General features: G+C 68.8%; 18 protein-coding genes. 11 read left to right on the plus strand and 7 right to left on the minus strand.

The features are described from left to right. The first annotated feature begins 4 nt into the window (after positions 1–4). Entirely contained in the window at positions 5–1,234 is a 1,230-nt protein-coding gene (locus ACIBL3_RS40195; RefSeq protein ID WP_396359235.1) for a glycosyltransferase 87 family protein, read from the plus strand. Here ACIBL3_RS40195 and ACIBL3_RS40200 read toward each other — a convergent pair. The 3 genes from ACIBL3_RS40200 to ACIBL3_RS40210 are packed head-to-tail and all read right to left on the minus strand — an operon-like array spanning position 1,191 to position 3,756. Then, positions 1,191–1,937, minus strand: coding sequence for a nucleotidyltransferase domain-containing protein (locus ACIBL3_RS40200; RefSeq protein ID WP_396359307.1), 747 nt, complete (start codon positions 1,935–1,937; stop codon positions 1,191–1,193). The genes ACIBL3_RS40195 and ACIBL3_RS40200 overlap by 44 nt on opposite strands. Continuing rightward, positions 1,937–3,268, minus strand: coding sequence for a hypothetical protein (locus ACIBL3_RS40205; protein WP_396359236.1), 1,332 nt, complete (start codon positions 3,266–3,268; stop codon positions 1,937–1,939). The genes ACIBL3_RS40200 and ACIBL3_RS40205 overlap by 1 nt, the downstream gene beginning before the upstream one ends. Continuing rightward, positions 3,265–3,756 (minus strand): cupredoxin domain-containing protein, encoded by a 492-nt coding sequence (locus ACIBL3_RS40210; RefSeq protein ID WP_396359237.1) that lies wholly within the window; start codon positions 3,754–3,756, stop codon positions 3,265–3,267. The genes ACIBL3_RS40205 and ACIBL3_RS40210 overlap by 4 nt, the downstream gene beginning before the upstream one ends. A gap of 173 nt (positions 3,757–3,929) precedes the next feature. On the opposite strand from ACIBL3_RS40210, the gene ACIBL3_RS40215 reads away from it, so the two are divergent. The 6 genes from ACIBL3_RS40215 (at position 3,930) to ACIBL3_RS40240 (ending at position 10,337) form a co-directional block, all read left to right on the plus strand. After that, the gene (locus ACIBL3_RS40215) at positions 3,930–5,390 is read left to right on the plus strand and encodes a wax ester/triacylglycerol synthase family O-acyltransferase (RefSeq protein WP_396359238.1); all 1,461 of its coding nucleotides are present in this window, start codon (positions 3,930–3,932) and stop codon (positions 5,388–5,390) included. Further along, entirely contained in the window at positions 5,387–5,932 is a 546-nt protein-coding gene (locus ACIBL3_RS40220; protein WP_396359239.1) for a DUF6912 family protein, read from the plus strand. The genes ACIBL3_RS40215 and ACIBL3_RS40220 overlap by 4 nt, the downstream gene beginning before the upstream one ends. A gap of 19 nt (positions 5,933–5,951) precedes the next feature. Continuing rightward, positions 5,952–6,878, plus strand: coding sequence for a Ku protein (locus tag ACIBL3_RS40225; protein WP_396359240.1), 927 nt, complete (start codon positions 5,952–5,954; stop codon positions 6,876–6,878). Beyond that, entirely contained in the window at positions 6,875–7,348 is a 474-nt protein-coding gene (locus ACIBL3_RS40230) for a VOC family protein (RefSeq protein ID WP_396359241.1), read from the plus strand. The genes ACIBL3_RS40225 and ACIBL3_RS40230 overlap by 4 nt, the downstream gene beginning before the upstream one ends. Positions 7,349–7,427: 79 nt before the next feature. Continuing rightward, entirely contained in the window at positions 7,428–9,179 is a 1,752-nt protein-coding gene (gene pruA, locus ACIBL3_RS40235; RefSeq protein WP_396359242.1) for an L-glutamate gamma-semialdehyde dehydrogenase, read from the plus strand. Positions 9,180–9,269: 90 nt separating this feature from the next. Further along, complete coding sequence (locus ACIBL3_RS40240; RefSeq protein WP_396359243.1) at positions 9,270–10,337, plus strand: hypothetical protein; 1,068 nt, start codon at positions 9,270–9,272, stop codon at positions 10,335–10,337. A 95-nt stretch (positions 10,338–10,432) separates the two neighbouring features. Here the strand turns inward: ACIBL3_RS40240 and ACIBL3_RS40245 are convergent, their stop codons facing one another. From ACIBL3_RS40245 to ACIBL3_RS40255, 3 genes are all read right to left on the minus strand, one after another. Further along, positions 10,433–10,630, minus strand: coding sequence for a hypothetical protein (locus tag ACIBL3_RS40245; protein WP_396359244.1), 198 nt, complete (start codon positions 10,628–10,630; stop codon positions 10,433–10,435). A 103-nt stretch (positions 10,631–10,733) separates the two neighbouring features. After that, a complete protein-coding gene (locus tag ACIBL3_RS40250; protein ID WP_396359245.1) occupies positions 10,734–11,222 on the minus strand; it encodes a DUF2505 domain-containing protein in 489 nt (162 codons plus the stop codon). A gap of 27 nt (positions 11,223–11,249) precedes the next feature. Beyond that, the gene (locus tag ACIBL3_RS40255; RefSeq protein ID WP_396359246.1) at positions 11,250–11,510 is read right to left on the minus strand and encodes a hypothetical protein; all 261 of its coding nucleotides are present in this window, start codon (positions 11,508–11,510) and stop codon (positions 11,250–11,252) included. A 194-nt stretch (positions 11,511–11,704) separates the two neighbouring features. Between ACIBL3_RS40255 and ACIBL3_RS40260 the strand changes: the two genes are divergently transcribed. Both ACIBL3_RS40260 and ACIBL3_RS40265 read left to right on the plus strand, forming a co-directional pair. Further along, the gene (locus ACIBL3_RS40260) at positions 11,705–13,498 is read left to right on the plus strand and encodes a heparinase II/III family protein (protein ID WP_396359247.1); all 1,794 of its coding nucleotides are present in this window, start codon (positions 11,705–11,707) and stop codon (positions 13,496–13,498) included. Next, the gene (locus ACIBL3_RS40265) at positions 13,495–15,357 is read left to right on the plus strand and encodes a DUF2264 domain-containing protein (RefSeq protein ID WP_396359248.1); all 1,863 of its coding nucleotides are present in this window, start codon (positions 13,495–13,497) and stop codon (positions 15,355–15,357) included. Before ACIBL3_RS40260 ends, ACIBL3_RS40265 begins: the two co-directional genes overlap by 4 nt. Positions 15,358–15,373: 16 nt before the next feature. Here the strand turns inward: ACIBL3_RS40265 and ACIBL3_RS40270 are convergent, their stop codons facing one another. Then, positions 15,374–16,498: a substrate-binding domain-containing protein gene (locus ACIBL3_RS40270; protein ID WP_396359249.1), complete on the minus strand. Its 1,125-nt coding sequence runs from the start codon at positions 16,496–16,498 to the stop codon at positions 15,374–15,376. A 516-nt stretch (positions 16,499–17,014) separates the two neighbouring features. Between ACIBL3_RS40270 and ACIBL3_RS40275 the strand changes: the two genes are divergently transcribed. After that, positions 17,015–17,998, plus strand: a complete 984-nt coding sequence (locus ACIBL3_RS40275; protein ID WP_396359250.1) for a hydroxyacid dehydrogenase — start codon at positions 17,015–17,017, stop codon at positions 17,996–17,998. Positions 17,999–18,009: 11 nt separating this feature from the next. Continuing rightward, positions 18,010–19,290: an ABC transporter substrate-binding protein gene (locus tag ACIBL3_RS40280; protein WP_396359251.1), complete on the plus strand. Its 1,281-nt coding sequence runs from the start codon at positions 18,010–18,012 to the stop codon at positions 19,288–19,290. Positions 19,291–19,294: the final 4 nt, after the last annotated feature.

Here is a 19,294-nt window from a genome sequence, read left to right on the forward strand (position 1 = left end):
CGTGATGTCCACCTCCTCCCCTGCGTCCCGCCCGCTCGTCTCCCGCCGGATCGTCCTCGGAGTCGTCGCCTGCGCCGCGCTGGTGACGCTCGGCGCCTGGGCGTACGGCCTGTTCGGCGGCATGATCGACCTCCGCGTGTACCGGATGGGCGGCTCGGTGCTGCTCGACGGCGGTTCGCTGTACGACGCCAAGCTGCCGGGCTCCGGCCTCCCGTTCACCTACCCGCCGTTCGCCGCGATCGCGATGGTGCCGTTGGCCGCCGTCCCGTGGGGCGTCGCGCTGGTCGTGTGGACGACGCTGTCGGTGCTGTGCATCACCGCGCTCTGGCGGACCAGCCTGCCGAAGACGGCCTGGTCGTTCTTCTCGCAGCGCAAGCGCACCGCCGTGCTCGTCGCTCTCACCGTGCTGTCGCTGCTGCTCGAACCGGTCTGGCAGACGATCCAGTTCGGCCAGATCAACCTGTTGCTGACCGCAATGATTCTGCTGGACCTGGTCCGGCCGCAGGATGCGCGGCTGCGTGGTTTCTGGCTGGGCGTGGCGATCGGCGTCAAGCTGACCCCGCTGCCGTTCCTGGCGCTGCTCGTGGTCACGAAGCAGTGGCGGGCGCTGCGGAACGCCGTACTGGGGCTGCTGGCGACGATGGCGGTCGGGTTCGTGATCGTGCCGAACCAGTCCTGGCGGTATTGGACCGAGGTGATCCTCGACGCCAACCGGGTCGGCGGTCTCGCCTACAGCGGCAACCAGTCGTTCAATGGCTTCCTGCACCGGCTGGGGAACGACGCGGGCTGGGTGCAGCCGACGTGGTTCCTGCTGTCGGCCGTGTTCGGCCTGCTGGTGCTGTGGATGGCCCGGCGGTACTGGCTGGCCGACGAGCGGGTCACCGCGATCGCCGTGATGGCGCTGGCCGTCCTGTACGCGTCGCCGGTCACCTGGAGCCACCACTGGGTGTGGATCATCCCGCTGGGCGTGAGCCTGATCCGCGCCGTCAACCGTGTCTGGGGCCTGAACCCGGCGGTGGCGACCGGTGTGCTGTTCTACGGGCTGTTCGTGCTGCGGTCCATCTGGTGGGTGCCGTTCCGTGACGACCGTGAGCTGGACTGGACGTTCTGGCAGTCCATCCCCGGCAACTCGCACCTGATCCTCGGCATGATCGCGTTCATCGTCTTGGCGGTCACCAGCCGAAGCCTCCCTAAGCCGGCTCCAGCAACTCCCGCAACGGCCGATCGAGCCTGACAGCCAACTCGGCGTCGACGTGCGCCGCCTCAATCAGCAGTACGTCGACGCCGGCCCGAAACGCACGCTGCAGTTCAGCAGGCTCCAGCGACCGCGCCAGCGTCCTCTCCACCGGAGCAAGGACGCTGGAGGGCAGCAGGTGAAGGCCGCGGCCCTGTGAGTGCGGAACACCGTGCCGCAGGCAAGCCAGCATGAGCACGTGGTTCCGCACACCGCTGATCATGTACTCCGCTTGCCACACCTTCCCCCGCGCGATGCTGGACCGCGCATGCAACGCATACAGCCACCCCATGCCGACCAGATCCACCGCAGCGGGCTCGCCCCACGCCGGCTGCTCCACCGCCTCACCGAACAGCAGGCGAAAGCTGGGTCCAACCGCGCCGAACGACCCCGCCGGCGCGAAGGCGATGTCCACCTGCAACGTGGAGTCCAGCAGGAACACCCGGTAGACGGTGTCCCGTGACCACACGTCCGTGTGATGCACAGCGCCGTACAACGCATACATCCGGTCAGTCCAGTCAGCCAGTACGGCGCCCTGGTCGGCGTCGGCCGTCAGCCCGAGTGCCAGGTCTACGTCCGACCACTCGTCCTCAGCACCCGTGGCAGCTGAGCCAGTCAGCGCTGCGCCGGTAATGCGGGCGTCTGCTCTTGCCGCTGCTACCAGTGCGTCCCGTAGGGCCTCTCGTTCCGCGACGGTGTACATCACGAAGAGAACAGTAAGAGCAGACCGCCGACGGTGTAGCCGACCATGACGACCAGTAGCGGTACCTGACCAGCCAGGGCTTTCTGGCGTGGGAACAGGGCGACAGCGCGGTCGTGAGCGGAGACGACGCCCAGCAAGTGACCACAGACCACCGCCAGCACCTGCATGACCGCGATCGTCCCGCTGTGATTGGTGATGCCGGTGTTGACCGCGAGCAGGCCGGTGCCGAACACGTTGGCGCCGTTGCTGAGCGGGTCACTCAGGTAGATGAGCGTCCGCTGCCCCTCGAGGATGAACAGGGTCAGGTAGTGCGCGACGACGTACCCGAGGGCGATCGGTACGACGGAGTGCGCGAACAACCCGGGGAGTGCCCGGCGCGAGCTGTGCGACAGCCGGCCGGCCAGCAGCGTGGCGCCGGAGTACGTCACCAGCACGAACAGGATGAACCCGAGCAACGCCAACGTGCCGAGCAGTGTCATCGAGTAGTCGGTGTTCTGCGCCCAGCCGATCCACGCCGACGAGTTCGAGAAGCCGTCGTACGCCGTGGAGCCGAGCAGGGCCGACACCATGCCGACGAGACCGGGCAGCGGCTTCAGGCCGTCCAGGTTCTCCAGCGGGCGGCGGACCACCAGCGCTCCGTCGGTCCGGCGGCCCCACGGCGACAGCCGGGCCATCAGGCAGGCGTAGACCTCGAACGGGTCGGCGGTCGAGAACCAGCGGTCGCCGAACAGGACCGCGCCGAACAGCATGATCACGACGTACAGCGCGATCCAGGCCTGCAGCACCGGGATGGTGGCCCGGTCCGGCGCGACGAGCTCGAGCCAGGTGAAGGCGAAGACACCCAGCGTCGCCGGCCAGAGTCCGAGCCCCGGCGGAAGTTTGAGCAGACCCTTCGACGGGGGCTGGCGGAGCGCCTTGCACAGGAGCAAGTGGACGGTCCGCAGCGGGTTCAGGGTCCGCCAGACCGGTCCGAAGAGGAGCGAGATCGGCACCAGGCCGACCCAGACCAGGATGTAGATGAAGCCGAAGATCGGGTTGGTCAGCCGGTCCACGCCGAACAGCAGGGCGACCATCGCGTAGAGGAAGATCGCCAGGCCGACGAGCCGGACGATCCAGCGGAACCAGCCCGCGTCGACGGTCCGCGTGATTGCGGCCGGCAACGGCTTCCCGGAGGCGTCGCCGCGGTACTTCGGGTTCCGCCAGGCCAGCCCGAGGACGACGAACGACAGCGCGATCGCGACCGCGGCGCCGGCGATGGCCAGCGCGAACGGGATCGGCAGGTCCTGCCGGCCACCGATCCCGTGCAGCGGGAGGAGGAGTGGAGTGCTCACGAGACGACGAGCTTGGCGACGAGTTTGCCGCTCTCGTGGGTCTCGATCTCGAAGGTTCCCTTCATGTCCGCGGTGAACTTGACCGACGCGGGCTTGCCCGGGGTCAGGGGCAGTTCCTTGTCGTAGCCGTGGATGTGCAGCTCGTCGGCCGCGTCGCTGACCGCGGTGACCAGCACGGTCTGGCCGGCCTTCACCTTGATGCTCGCGCCGCTCGGGTTGACCTTGCCGTTGGCAACGGTGACGTTGATGGTCACGTCGGCCTGCTCACCGGACGGGTCGGCGGTGTTCGACGGGCTGCTCGCGTTCGGCTTGCCCGGGGTCTCGGTCATCGTCGGCAGATCTGACGGAGTGCTGGAGGGAGCGGTCGCCGACGGGGTCGTGCTCGGACTCGCGCCGCTGTCGGATTCGTTCCCGCAGCCGGCCAGGACCAGCATGGCCAGGGCGGGCAGGAGAGCGGTGGCGGTGCCGCGAGTGAGCGTCGAACGCATGGGTCGAGGGGCCTTTCAAGGGTCTTTTCAGTTCTCCGGGGTGCAGGACACACCCCCTTGCCTGACGAACACGAATACCTCAGTGTTCCCGTCGAGCCAGTGTCGCAGCCCACTGTCGGTGGGGCGGGCTAGGGTGACCAGACAAGCTGATCGACTGAGAGGAAGGTGAACCGATGCCGGACCGGCTGACGTCGCTGGACCTCACCTTCCTCAAGGCCGAGTCGCCGGCCACGCCGATGCACGTCGGGACGGTCGACATCTTCGAGCCGCCGGTGCACGGGGACGACGGGTTCGACTACGAGAGCCTGGTCGCCCTGATCCGGGACCGGATCGCCTTCGTGCCGCGGTACCGGCAGCGGGTCCAGCAGGTGCCCGGCCGGTTCGCCGGCCCGGTCTGGGTGGACGACGAAGAGTTCGACATCACCTTCCACGTACGGCGCTCCGCCCTGCCGCGACCGGGGACGCACGCGCAGCTGCTCGAGCTGGTCGCCCGGATCATGTCCCGCCGGCTGGACCGGGCCCGCCCGCTGTGGGAGATGTACCTGGTCGAAGGCCTGCAGGGCGACCGGTTCGCGATCATCTCCAAGTCCCACCAGGCCCTTGTCGACGGCAACAGTACGGTCGACATCGGCCAGGTCGTGCTGGACGCGACCGCCCACCCGCGGGAGACCCCGACCGACACCTGGCAGCCGGCCCACCCGCCGTCCGCGCTGGAGCTGCTGGCCGGCGTGTTCGCGGACGCCACCCGGCACCCGACCGCCGTCCTGGAGTTGGCGCGGGCCGAGATGGCCAGCCTGACCGGGTCCACTTCGGTCCGCGAGGTGCTCGGCGGCGTCGTCGGCTCGCTGGCTGCGCAGCGCCACGCGCAGGAGAGCTCACTGCACGTGAAGACCTCAGGCCAGCGCCGGTTCACCACCGTGCAGACCGACCTGGAGGACTACCGAACCGTGCGCGCGATGCACGGCGGGACGGTGAACGACGTGGTCCTGGCCGTGGTCGCGGGTGCGTTCCGGGCTTGGATGATGACCCGTGGTGAGGGTGTCGGGCCGACCCGGAGCGTGCGGGCGGTGGTCCCGGTCAGCATCAGGGACGACGAGGACGAGGAGCCGACCTCGCTCGGGTCCAGCGTGATCGCCTCGACCGTGACCCTCCCGGTCGGTGAGAACTCCCCGGTCATGCGGCTGCACCAGATCTCGTACCAGACCAAGGTGCACAAGGACACCGGCCGCGCGGTCAGCGCCCGCTCCCTGGTCGGCATCGCCGGGTTCGCGCCGACCACGCTGCACGCGCTTGCCGCCCGGGTCGCCACGACCACGGTCCGGCCGATCGACGACGTGGTGATCACGAACGTGCCCGGACCGCAGTTCCCGCTGTACGCACAGGGCGCCCCGATGCTGGCGTCGTACCCGGTCGTTCCGCTGATGCCCGGACAGGGGCTGTCGGTCGGCGTCACGTCGTACGACGGGAAGGTGTCGTTCGGGCTGAACGCGGATCGCACCGCGATGCCCGACCTGGCTGTTTTCGCCCAATGTGTGACCGATGCGCTGGACGAGTTGCTCGAGACCACCAAGGGCAGCCGGAGCCGGGCCTCCCGGGGCCGGAAGCGTGGCACGACCAAGAAGGCGGGCTCATGAGGATCTACCTCCCATCCACGCTGCGGCGGCTCGACGACGCCTGCCACGCCGGCGAGTTCGGCCCGCCGCCGCTGACGGCGTACGCGGTGACCCCGGCGCTGCGGGAGTGGTACGCCGAGGGCGACGACGAGGAGCTCGAGTACGCCGCGATGGCGCAGGCGGCCCGCGCTTCGGTGGGACTGCTGGCGGCCGATCCGGCGACGGCCCGGCGACGGGTCGTGATCGCCTGCGAGGTGAGCGCGATCCCGCCGGCGGACGGCAGCGTCGAGCTCGGTGACGCGCGACTGGAGCTGAACGTGGTGATCCCGTGGTCCACGGTGGCCGCGGTGCACGTGGACGCGCCCGAGGCGGTGGCCGTGGTCGGGAAGGCCGCCGACCTGTGGGACGCGGCCCACAGTGTCACCGGAGATAGGGGCGACGACGACGCGATGTTCGCCCTCGATTCGTGCGAGGGTGAAGACTTGCTGTGGTACGCGACGCAGGAGATTCCCGATCTGCTGGCGGCGGAGGGGCCGCGCGGCGGGCTGAACGGCTCGAGCTGACCAAGGGGAGTTGGTGGCGATGCAGGCGATCTGGAAAGGTGCCATCTCGTTCGGGATGGTGACGATCCCCATCAAGGTGTTCTCGGCGACCGAGGAGAAGGACATCTCCTTCCGCCAGGTGCACGTCTCCGACGGTGGCCGGATCAAGTACAAGCGGGTCTGCTCGATCGACGGCGAGGAGGTGCCGTACTCCGACATCGCCAAGGGCTACGAGATGCCGGACGGCCGGATGATCGTGCTGGAGGCGGACGACTTCGCCGACCTGCCGCTGTCCAGCAAGAAGGTCATCGACGTGCTCGAGTTCGTGCCGTCGGACCAGGTCGACCCGCTGTACCTGGGCAAGTCCTACTACCTGGCGGCCGACGGCGGGCCGGGCGCCAAGCCGTACGTGCTGCTCCGGGACGCCCTCGACGGCTCCGAGCTGTACGCGCTGGTGAAGGTCGCGCTGCGGTCGCGGGAGAGCCTGGGGTTGCTGCGGACGGTCGGCGACGTACTGGTGCTGCAGGTGATGCTGTGGCCGGACGAGGTCCGGGACGCGTCCTTCGCGGCGCCGTCCGAGGACGTGGAGATCCGGTCGCAGGAGAAGGCGATGGCGGCGTCGTACATCGACACGCTGCGTGGCGAGTTCGACCCGGAGCAGTACCACGACGAGTACCGGGTGGCGCTGGAGAAGGTGGTCGAGGCGAAGGCGGCCGGGGTGCCGCTGCCGGAGACCGAGGAGGAGGAGCCGGAGGGCGCCGAGGTCGTCGACCTGGTCGCCGCGCTGCGCGCCTCGGTCGAGGCCGCCAAGGCGCGCCGGGCGGGTGGCGGTGAGGCTGAGGCTCCGGCCAAGAAGGCCCCGGCGAAGAAGGCGGCTGCCAAGAAGGCGCCGGCCAAGAAGGCCGCGGCTGCGAAGAAGGCCCCGGCGAAGAAGGCCGCCAAGAAGACCACGAAGAAGTCGGCATGAGCGACCTTCCGCAGCCGCCGCCGACTCAGACCGAGATTCCCAAGGACGCCTCGGAGATTCCGTTCGACCCGACCGCGGTGCCGGTGCTGCCGGGAGCGTTCCTGCTCGAGATGATCCCGGTGCCGGTGACGGACATCGACCGGGCGAAGCGGTTCTACTCCGAGCAGTGCGGGTTCCACGTCGACGTGGACGTCTCCCCGGCGGACGGCGTCCGCGTCGTTCAGTTGACGCCGCCAGGCTCGCACTGCTCGATCAGCCTCCTGCAGGGCCTGCCTGTGGCCGAGATGGAGCCGGGCTCGCTGCGTGCCCTGCACCTGGTCGTCAAGGACATCGAGGCCGCCCGCCAGGAGCTGATCGGCCGCGGCGTCGACGTCGGCGAGACCGAGGACCTCGGCGGCGTCTACTACGCCTGGTTCAAAGACCCCGACGGCAACACCTGGACCCTCCAACACATGCCCTGGCGCGCCTAGCCACCCTCGACGAGCAGTTGTTCTAGTGCAACGTATGCTACAAACGGCTGGGTGGTTGCCGAGTGGACCAGTCGGCGTTGTGGTTCGGTCGACGGTCAGGTTCGTTTCCGGTGGTGAGTCATGGCACCATGCTGGTGAGCACGCCACCCACCCGCACCGGCGTACCCAGCCGATCCACAACCTGATCGAGGAGCACCGCACGATGGATGCCGTCACCGCCGTACCAACTCCCGCCAACGAGCCCGTCAAGGGCTATGCACCCGGATCGTCGGAGCGGGCGAGCCTCGAGGCGAAGCTCAAGGAGTTCACCGCGGCGGGCGCGATCGACCTGACCTGCACCATCGGCGGTGAGCAGCGGGTCGGCGGCGGCGCCCCGATCGAGGTGGTCCAGCCGCACAAGCACCGGCACGTGCTCGGCACGCTGGGTAACGCGACCGAGGCGGACGGCCGGGAGGCCGTGATCGCGGCGCTCGGCGCCGCGAAGTCCTGGCGTGCGATGTCTTTTGACGACCGCGCGGCTATCTTCCTGAAGGCAGCCGACCTGTTGGCCGGCCCGTGGCGGGACACGCTGAACGCGGCGACCATGCTCGGCCAGTCCAAGACGGTGCAGCAGGCCGAGATCGACGCCGCGTGCGAGTTGATCGACTTCCTGCGGTTCAACGTGGCGTTCGCGCGGCAGATCGTCAGCGACCAGCCGATCTCGTCCCCGGGCGTGTGGAACCGGGTCGACTACCGGCCGCTGGAAGGGTTCGTCTACGCGATCACGCCGTTCAACTTCACCGCGATCGCGGGCAACCTGCCGACCGCGCCGGCGCTGATGGGCAACACGGTGGTCTGGAAGCCGTCGCCGACCCAGCAGTTCGCGGCGCACTGGACGATGCGGCTGCTCGAGGCCGCGGGTCTGCCGCCCGGCGTGATCAACCTGGTCACCGGTGACGGCATCGAGGTGTCCAAGGCCGCACTGACCCACCCGGACCTGGCCGGCATCCACTTCACCGGGTCCACCAAGACGTTCCAGTCGCTGTGGACGGCGGTCGGCGCGAACATCGCGTCGTACAAGACCTACCCGCGGATCGTCGGGGAGACCGGCGGCAAGGACTTCATCCTGGCGCACCCGTCGGCGGACCCGGCGGTGCTGAAGACCGCGATGGTGCGGGGCGCGTTCGAGTACCAGGGCCAGAAGTGCTCGGCGGCCAGCCGCTCGTACGTCGCGCGCAGCCTCTGGAACCAGATCCGCGACGACATCGTCGCCGAGACCGAGTCGCTCACCATGGGTGACGTCTCCAACCTGTCGAACTTCATCGGCGCGGTGATCGACGACCGCGCGTTCGCCAAGCACAAGGCGGCCCTGGACCGGGCCCGGAAGACCGACGCGCTCGACGTCGTTGCCGGTGGCACCTATGACGACAGCGAGGGGTACTTCGTCCGGCCGACGCTGATCGTGTCCGACGACCCGACCGACGAGATCTTCACCACCGAGTACTTCGGCCCGATCCTCGGCGTGCACGTGTACGACGACGCCGACTACGACACCGTGCTCCAGCAGATGGAAAGCGCTGCGCCGTACGGGCTGACGGGTGCTGTGATCGCGCAGGACCGGCACGCGGTGGCTGCGGCGAGTGACTACCTGCGGTTCGCGGCCGGGAACTTCTACGTGAACGACAAGCCGACCGGCGCGGTGGTCGGGCAGCAGCCGTTCGGTGGGTCGCGGGCCTCGGGGACGAACGACAAGGCCGGCTCGATGTGGAACCTGATCCGCTGGGTCAGCCCGCGCTCGATGAAGGAGACCTTCGCCCCGCCGACCGACTACCGCTACCCGCACCAGGGCTGAGCACCAGGGCCGGCCATCAGGGACGGTCGGGGTTTACCCGGGAATCGGCGAGATCGGGAGTAGGCAGGCCGGCTACGTCGTTTCCCGGGTATGCATGAAACCGATCTGCACCTGGAGCCCAACGAAGCGTCCGACCTCTGCCGCGTGTTCGGCCCGGAGGTTCTGGACCGCCACGGGTGGGACCGCGCCTTTGTGACCGTGCTGGACGAGGCGACCGCCGAGGACGCGCTGGCGCTGCTCTTCCACACCGCCGGCGCGCCGCTCGACGACGAGTGGTCGGCGATGCGCGTGTTCGCGGACGCCGGGGTGCACGCGGGCAAGACCGAAGACGCCGAGGCGTGCGCCTCCCGGGACGGCTACGTGTACGTCGTCGGGTCGCAGTTCGGGAAGAAGGCGGGACCGCTCGCGGCCAAGCGTTCCTGGATCGCCCGGGTCAGCGAGCAGTCGCTCGCGGAGGCGGTCGACACCGGCGGACGCGCGACGCTGGAGGTCGTGCGGCTGCGGTTCACGCTGCACCGGGCGATCAACGACGCCCTCGCCGACGTCGAGCTGCTGTCGATGGGCGAGCTGGAGCGGCAGGCGTACGTCGATGCCACCATCGCGATCGGTGAGCAGAAGGCCAAGCGCTGGGCCGGAACCGTCCTCCCGACGGACCGCCCGGTCAACATCGAGGCCGCCGAGTTCCGCGCCGACGGCAAGCTGCTGCTCGGCCTGCGGTACCCGGTGACCGCCGACGGTCACCCGATCCTGGTCGAGCTCGAGAACGTCGACGAGCTGTTCGACGACCCCAACGCCGTACCGCGGTGTGGCAAGGTCTGGGTGCTCGGCGACGTCGGCAGCGTCGAGGCGCCGGCCGGGTTCCGCGGTCTCGACACCCACGGCGGCGACCGCTTCGACGCGGTGGTCGGCGACCTGGACGCCTCCGGCAAGTCGGCCACAGTCCTCGAGGACCACCCGGAAGGCTCCAACGCCGCCTCCGAGCACGTCCGCTTCGAGCTTCCGGGCGCCACCTCCGGCGGCGTCGTCAGCGCCAAGGTCGTCCACCACTTCGGCGACATCCGCCGGGTGGAAGGCGTGGCGGTCGACCACGAGGGCCACGCCCACTACGTCATCGACGAGGAAGGCCACGTCGCCCTCCGGACCCTGGTCTTCGACTAGGTGACGAGGCCCGGCTGGCGGGTTGTTCGACCGGTAGCGTGCTGCAACCCGCCAGCCGTGCAACAGCCCGCCACCGGCTGCACCGGACCGCCGGTTCAGGCGGTGTGGGTGAGGGGCTGGAGGGGTGGGTCGATCAGGAGGGCGGATCCGCACTTGACGCAGATCCACTCGTCGGGCTCGTCGACCAGGTGATCGGCGGCCTCGATCCGCTCGAACGGCATCACGGTCGCGCAGAACACGCAGTACTGCGAGTCCTCGCCGGCCGGTTCCGCGGGCTGACGCTTCTTCCGCATGACGGGCTCACCTCCGGAGCAACAACTTCCTCTCAGGTTGCCACCGCAGGTGAGCCCGTCCGCGGAGCGACACACCGCCTCGCTCCGAACGCCGGCGTCAGGCTCAGTGGGTCCAATCCCGGCCGAGCTCGTGCTCCTTCTGCAGGCCGGAGCGGATGGCGTCGACCACGAAGGGCTCGATCTTCTTGCCGATCAGCGGGACCGCGACCTTCACGTCGAGCTCGATCGCCTGCACCGTACTCGCGCCGCTGGGGGTGATCTCGGCCTTGCCCTTCAGGGTGACCGGGGTGTTGCTGATCTCACCGCTGACGTCGGCCTTCCGGGACCCGTCCGCGGCGGCCGGGTGCCAGGTCTCGGTCTGCACGACGGTCAGCGTCTGGCCGACGAACTTCCGGGCGATGTCCGGCACGTCGTCCGACGGCATCTCGCGCTGCACCTTGACGATGGTGTCGCCTCCGGACTCGGTCACCTCGACGGAGTACGACAGCGCCTTCGTCTTCTGGCACGCCTGCTCGCGGAAGGTGGCGTCCGTGACGATCGCGAACACTTCCTCGGGTGTGGCGTCGTACGACGCCGACAGCTTCAGCTCCATGCCGGACATCATGGCATTACCGCTCGGTCACAGCGGAGTGAGCAGCAGGCTGACCGTCCGGTTCTGGTCCGCGGTCCGGAACGGCGGGACCCGCTGATCACCGGACTGCAGGGTGAAGGCGGTGAGCGGCAGCCCGGATGCGCGGCTGAGCTGCTGGGTCGCGGTCTGCGCCCGGAGCAACGCCGTACGCGACCCACCCGACGAGCTGCTCCCCGGTACGACGACCGAGTGGCCGGTGACTGTGATCGCGGCGTCGAGGTCCGCCAGCCGCTTGCCGACGACAACCAAGGCGTCTCGTCCCGCCGGCGTGAGCTCGCCCCCACGCGCGAACAGCCCTTCCTGGAAGAGGACCCGAACGGCACCGGGTTGTCGCTCGACGATCAGACCGTCCCCGGCGACCCTCGCCTCGACCGGACAGCCCGGGTAGCTGACTGGGAAGCGTTTGCCCGTAGGGTGGAGGTGTGAGGTTGGTGGAGCGGTGGGTGGCTGTGGGGGTTGAAGGGCGTGAGCGCGCGGTCGCGGCGGCTCGGGCTCGGTCGGGCGTACCGGACCTCACTCGGCGGGACGTGTGGAGCACCCGCGAGCCGGCTGTCGTGCGGGCGATCCTCGCCGACGCGGAGGTGGATCGGGCTCAGCCCTGGCCGCAGACGTTGTTGTCTGACTACGCGCGCTACTGGCGGGACGGCGTACGCACGGCCTACGAAGGCCCGGCCGGCGAGCTGCGTCGCCGTACGTCGACCGCCGTCCTAGCAGCCGCGCTCACCGCAGACGAGGCGTACGTCGACGCCGCCGCCGACGGACTGATGTTGCTGTGCGAGCAGACCACCTGGTGCTGGGCCGCGCACGAGTCCTTCGCGACAGCCCGGAACGAGGTGGCCGGCGATCCGGACGAGCCGTACCTCGACCTCGGTGCAGCCGAGACCGCCGAGATCCTCGCGTGGGCCGACCTCGTCCTGGGACCGGCGCTGGACGAGCGAGTGCCGGGCCTACGCCGGCGGATGCGGCGGGAGACCCGGCAACGAGTCATCGAGCCGTTCCGCAACGACCGTCGCTGGCATTGGCTCGGCCTCGACGGGCGCCTGCACAACTGGAACCCGTGGATCCACGGCCACGTCCTCGCGGTCGCACTGTTCCTCGAGGACGATCCACAAGGCCAGTTGGAAGTCACCGACCTCGTGGTCGACGGCCTCAGCCGCTACCTCGACGCGATGCCCGCCGACGGCGGTTGCGACGAGGGCTACGCCTACTGGTGGAACGGCCCGGCCCGCCTCGCGCTGGCCCTCGATCTGCTCGACCGCGTCACCGACGGCGCGTTCGCGCCCTGGTCCTGTACGCCGCTCGCCGAGATGGCCCGCTATCCGCAGCGAGTCGCGCTCGGCGAGGGCTGGTACGTCAACGTCGCCGACGGTTCCGCCCGCCCAGACCCGAATCAGCCGTGGCACGTCCTGCATCGCTGGGGGCGCTACCACGAGGACGCTGACGTGATGGCGCAAGCCGCCGCCCACCGCGACCTGCCGATCGCTCCGGTCGCCGGGCTCGGCCGGGCGGTGCTCGGGCTGACCGACGACACCTGGTGGAACGCGGCCAAGACCGAGCTGCCGCTGCCGAAGTCGACGTGGCTTCCGGATGTGCAGCTGTTCGTCGCCCGTGACGAGAGCGGACTGACCCTTGCGATCAAGGGCGGGCACAACGACGAGAACCACAACCACAACGATGTCGGCTCGTTCATCGCGGCGCTCGACTCCACACCGGTTCTGATCGACTTGGGCCAACCGACGTACACGGCACTGTCCTTCTCTGATCGTCGCTACGAGCAGTGGGTCGTCCAGAGCGGTTGGCACAACGTGCCGGTGCTCGACGGCCACGAACAACAGGCTGGACCGGGATACCGAGCGACGGGCGTCGTCGTACAGGAGAACTCGCTGGCGCTCGACCTGACTCAGGCTTATCCGGAGACGCCACATTGCCGCCGCGTAGCGAGCGTGGAGGACGGCGCGATCACGATCGCCGACGAGTGGGAAGGCTCGGCTGCGGAGCACTTCGTCATCGCCGGTACGCCGATCCGCCACGACGCCGGCCGATTGCTGATCGAGACGTTGAATGGCGGCTGCGCGCAACTGACGTGGAACGCGGACCTGGGGGCCGGACACCTTGAAAGGCGGGCAGTCGACGACGCCTTGCTCGAAGGTGTGTGGGGTCCGACCGTGCACCGGCTGGTCATCGACTGCGCCGGCGAATCCTTCCGCCTGACCGTCCGCAGAGGAGAGCGACCGTGACTGACGCGCCGTACACCGGCATGACCCGGGACTCCTGGGCGGCGGCCGCCGACGGGCTGCTGCTGGCGCTGCGTCCATGGGCGTCGCCGGACCACGCGCGCATCGAACTCCCCGGTCAGCCGAGTGCGTACGGGCCTGACAGCGACTCGCTGGAGGCGTTCGCGCGGTCGTTCCTGCTGGCCGCGATCCGGTTGCACGGTGAGCACGGCAACGATCCGCACGGCGTCGCCGAGTGGTACGCCGACGGCCTCCGAGCCGGCACCGATCCGGCCTCGCCGCACGCCTGGCCGCGCCCGGACCAGCTCGGGCAGGCGAAGGTCGAGGCGTGCTCGATCGCCCTCGGCCTGCATCTCAGCCGCCCCTGGCTGTGGGACCGCCTCGACGGTGCCGACCGCGAGCGGATCGTCGACTGGCTGGGGACCGTGGTCGGCGAGGAGTACCCGCCGATCAACTGGGTCTGGTTCCAGATCGTCGTCGAGACGTTCCTCAAGTCGGTCGGCGGCCCATGGTCGAGCACCGACATCGAGAGCGGGCTTGCGGTACACGAGTCGCTGTACCGCGACCACGGCTGGTACGCCGATGGGCCCGAGCGCGCGTTCGACCACTACAACGGGTGGGCGTTGCACGTCTATCCCTTGCTTTGGGCAACCATGGAGCCGTCGGCGGACCCGAAGCTGGTGTCCGCGTGGCGTGAGCGACTCACGCAGTACCTGCAGACCGCTGTTCACTTGATTGGTGGTAATGGTTCGCCGTTGGTCCAGGGACGCAGCCTGACGTACCGGTTCGCGGCGGCTGCTCCCTTGTGGATGGGGGCCATCACGGGTGCGACCGACGTACCTCCTGGGCTGCTGCGGCGTGCGGCGTCCGGGATGCTCGCGCACTTCCTCGACCACGGTGTGCCGGACGATCGTGGTCTGCTGAACCTAGGCTGGTACGGCGAATGGCCGCGGATCGCCCAGTCGTATTCCGGACCGGGATCGCCGTACTGGGCAGTGAAGGGCATGCTCGGCTTGATGCTGCCGGCCGATCATCCGGTGTGGACCGCGACCGAGGAGCCGCTGCCGGCGGAGACTGGCGACTTCACGTTGGAGGTCGCGGAGCCGGGGTGGATCGTCAGCGGTACCAAGGCGGATGGCGTCGTCCGGATTGTCAACCACGGCACGGATCATTCGGTGCCGGGCGATCAGCGGGCCGACTCGCCGCTGTACGCGCGGCTCGGGTACTCGACTCACACGATGCCGCCGCTCGACCGGGATGCGTGGTCGGGTGCGATCGAGAACAGCGTTTCCATCGTGCATCCGGAGTTCGGGCCGAGTCATCGCAACGGGTTCACGACTTTGCGCGCCGGTGTCTCGGTGACGTCGGCCCATTGGGTGCGGACCGAGGAGGACCACGGGGCTGAGCACGGATCCGGTCGCGGCGGCAGCGTCGTCGAGGGACCACGGTTGGTGGTCGGCTCGGCTTTGCGTGGAAGTCACGAGGTGCGGGCCGTGGTGGTCGACGGTGAGGTGGATCCGTCGTGGCAGCTCGAGTTCTCCGGCTGGCCGTTGTCCGCTGACGAGCCGCCGGTCGACACGGTCGAGGGCAACAAGGCGAAGGCCGCGTCGAACGGGATGATGTCCTGCGTTGCCAGCAGCAACCTCTTCGAGTACGACGTACGCCGCCTGACCGACGCCAGCCCGACAGGCAACCACACCGCAATCCCCTACGCCAGAACACATCCCACACCCGGCAACCTCTACCTGGCCGTAATCACCCTCGCCAGCTCCCCGGAACCCCCACCAAACGTGTCGGCTGAGGCCCGCACACTCAGGATCGAGTGGGCAGACGGACGATTGGACAAGCTACACCTCCCGTGACGCGCTGCCCGCCGAGCTACAGCTCTCGTGACGTGCTGGTTGTCGTTGTGAGGGGGATTGAGGAGGCTCGGATGAATAGTTCTGGGGTGATGAGGATTCGCTGTGATGGGCGTCGTCGGCCCTCGACCAGCCGGGCGACCATGAGCTCGACCGCGGTGCGGCCGACCATCGGCTTTGGCGGGCGGATCGCGGTCATGGCCGGCTCGGCCAGGCGGGCGACTTCGTCGTCGTAGGCAACGATCGCGAGATCGTCCGGGATCGTGATGCCGCGCTCGGTACAGTACTGCGCGACCGACATCGCGTCCGGATCCGAGTGCACGACGAGGGCCGTCGTACCGGTGGCTCGGCAGCGTTCCAGCAGTTGGGCGATCGTCTCGCGGTAGCCGGGCTCGACCATCCGGACCGACTCGCGGACGATCAGGTCGGGGGAGATGCCGAGGTCCGTGCATACCAGCTCCCAGCCCCGCTCGAGATGCACCGACGTCGGGCTGCCCTTGGACAGCACCAGTCCGATGCTGCGATGCCCGTGCTCATGCAGGTGCCGTACGGCGATCTCCAGCCCGAGCGCGTGGTCGCTGCGAACCCACTCCAGTTGACTCTTCGTCGGAGTCCACCGAGGCGGCTGCCGCTCGACCAGGACCACCGGCACCGGCAGGTCGCCAATCCACTGCACCATCTCGCCGACGTCATCACCGTCCAGGTTCGGCGCGAGCAGCAGGCCCTGCACCTGCTGGGACTCGATCAGCCGGGTGATTTGCCGCTGATCCTCGGCCCAGTCGTACGTCGACCCGCGCAACTGGATCTGGACGTCCTGAGCCGCGGCCGCCGAGCGTGCACCAGACACGATCGCCGGCCAGTAGTAGTCCAGCGACGGCACCACCATCCCGATCGTGAACCGCGGCGGCCCGGTACCCCGCCGCCGGATCTGCGTCGCCGGCCCGAGGTCGGTAGGCAACGTCGCCCCACCGTGCACCTTGGTCAGCAAATTTTGCGCCGCCAACGCCGCGATGTCCCGCCGCACGGTCAACTCACTCACCCCGAGCAGCACCGCAAACTCCCGCACCCTGATAGACCCATGCCGCCGCAGTTCATCCATCAACCGCTCCTGCCGCTGCGTCCCAAACAACCGCTCGTCACTCACCTCCAACCACCTCCCACCTTCCAAACGACATCCTCGGCGGCGACATGCCGGTCTGGTCGTTGAGTTGTGGATTTTGGCTGATGACGGACGCCGATTCCGACCGAAATCCACGACTCGACGAGGGACTGTGCGCTGAGGCGTGGTGTCGTGAGCGTCGGATCACGGGAGGCGGTCCGAGGGAGGTGATCGGCTGGTGTGGCGGGCGTCGGGTGGCTGGGGTGGGCGGATGGGAGCGAGTGGTTGGGTGGTTCGCCGGTGACAGCTCATCGCTGGGCAACAGCACTCTCCTTACATCCGGGTGACCACAGCACGTTCGGCCGGTCATCGGGTTCGTGTCGCACGGTCGGTGCGCCGACGGAGTCGGCCGAGAGAACAGCCGCCGCCGGAGAAGGGTTCGACCTGTACGAATCTGAACGTTTGGGTTTGTATCTGGACGAGTAGTAGATGAGGTGATCGGTCAGGACATCTCATGTTCACATGACCGCTACGGTAACCGTTTGCCGGGGACTTGTCGTGATGAGCGACGAGTCTTTTCGGGTGCACTTCGATCGGGGGCGCCTGGATCGGCTGGCTGGGCTTGTCGGGCTGCCGGATCCGGTGTGGGTGGACGAGCTCGACTCCCCGGCGGCTCGGGAGCGGCTGGCCGAGGCCGAGGTGCTGATCACGTCGTGGGGCGTGCCGCGGCTGTCGGGGGAGCGGCTGAAAGCGGCGCCACGGCTGCGAGCCGTCTTTCACGCGGCGGGCAGTGTGCGTGGGTTCGCCGCCGACGAGGTGTGGGAGCGCGACCTCGTCGTCACCAGCGCTGCCGACGCCAACGCGGTCCCGGTCGCCGAGTTCACGCTGGCGGCGATCATCTTCGCCGGCAAGAAGGCGCCGTTCCTCGCTGCCGACGCGAGTACGGCGTACCGCGGCTGGGGACACCTGTCCGGGTACGGCGACCTGTCGAACTTCCGGCGTTCGATCGGCATCGTCGGCTTCTCCCGGACCGGGCGCCGGGTGGTGGAGATGCTGCGCACCCTGGACGGCCCGACCGTCCTGGTCGCCGACCCGTACGCCGACCCGGCTGCGGTCGCGGACGCGGGCGCCAAGCTCGTCGGCCTGGACGAGTTGCTGCCGCGGGTCGACGTACTGTCGCTGCACGCGCCGGAGCTGCCCAGCACCTACCGGATGATCGGCGCCGCCGAGCTCGCGCAGCTGCCCGCTCACGCGACAGTCATCAACACGGCCCGGGGCAGCCTGATCGACTCCGACGCGCTCGCCGCCGAGTGCGAGAACGGACGGCTGTTCGCGATCCTCGACGTCACCGACCCCGAGCCGCTGCCCGCCGACTCGGTCCTCCGGCGCGTCCCGAACGTCATGATCACGCCCCACATCGCCGGTTCGCTCGGCTCCGAGATCCACCGGCTCACCGACCACGCCCTGGACGAGCTCGCCCGCTGGCTGGCGGGCGAACCCCTCCTGGGCCGCATCACCGCAGAAACCTTTCCGCTCACAGCATGAGGAGAACCGTCGTGAAGCGACGCCTTGTAGCAACCATCGCCGCGACCGCCGCGGCGCTCGCCCTGACCGCGTGCGGCGGGGGTTCGTCCGACCAGCCCGCCGCCGGCGGCAAGACCACGCTGAAGCTCGCGCTCTGGAACTACGCCACCACGCCGGAGTTCAAGGCGCTGATCGACGGCTTCGAGAAGGCCAACCCGGACATCGACGTCGAGCCGGTCGACATCCTGTCCGATGACTACAACGAGAAGCTCACCACCATGCTGGCCGGCGGCGACAGCACTGACGTCCTGACCATGAAGAACGTCATCGGCTACGCCCAGTACGCCAACCGCGGCCAGCTGCTAGCGCTCACCGACGAGGCGGGCAAGCTCGACGCGGCGAAGCAGTCCGGTCTCGACGCCTACAAGATCGAGGACAAGTACTTCGCGCTCCCGTACCGCCAGGACTTCTGGGTGCTCTACTACAACAAGGGCCTGCTCAAGCAGGCCGGCGTACCGGAGACGAAGCTCGAGAACCTGACCTGGCCCGACTACGCGACCCTCGCCAAGACCCTGACAGCGTCCTTGTCACGGGGAGACGGCGGGACCAAGGTGTACGGCGCCTACCAGCACATCTGGAGGTCCGTCGTCCAGGCCACCGCCGCAGCTCAGAGCGGCGGGGACCTGCTCGGCGGCGACTACGGCTTCTTCAAGGATCAGTACGCGATGACGCTCGACCTGCAGCAGTCCGGCGCACTGTTGCCGTGGGCAACCGCGTCGAGCCAGAAGGTCACCTACAACTCGATGTTCTCCACCGGCAAGGCCGCCCTGATGCCGATGGGGACCTGGTACGCCGCCCAGTTGCTGGCCGACACCAAGTCCGGCAAGACCAAGGTCGACTGGGGTGTCGCGCCGTTGCCGCAGCGCGAGACCGGCAAGGTGACGACCTTCGGTTCGCCGACCGCCTTTGCGGTCAACAAGAACTCCAAGCACGCCGACGCCGCGAAGAAGTTCGTCACCTGGGCCGCCGGTGAAGAAGGCGCCACCGCGATCGCCAAGGCCGGCGTCACGCCGTCGCTGCAGAGCCAGGCGATCCTCGACACGTACTTCGCGCTGCCCGGTGTGCCGCAGGACGCGATCGCGAAGAAGGCGTTCAAGCCCGACCAGGTCGTGCTCGAGATGCCGGTGACCGACAAGACCGCCGACGTCGACACCATCCTGACCGAGGAGCACGAGCTGATCATGACCGGTGAGAAGTCGCTCGACGACGGCCTGGCCGAGATGGCCAAGCGGGTCAAGAACGAGGTCGGCTGATCGC

This window comes from Kribbella sp. NPDC050124 (assembly GCF_044460355.1).
In the GTDB taxonomy this organism is placed as follows: Bacteria; Actinomycetota; Actinomycetes; order Propionibacteriales; family Kribbellaceae; genus Kribbella.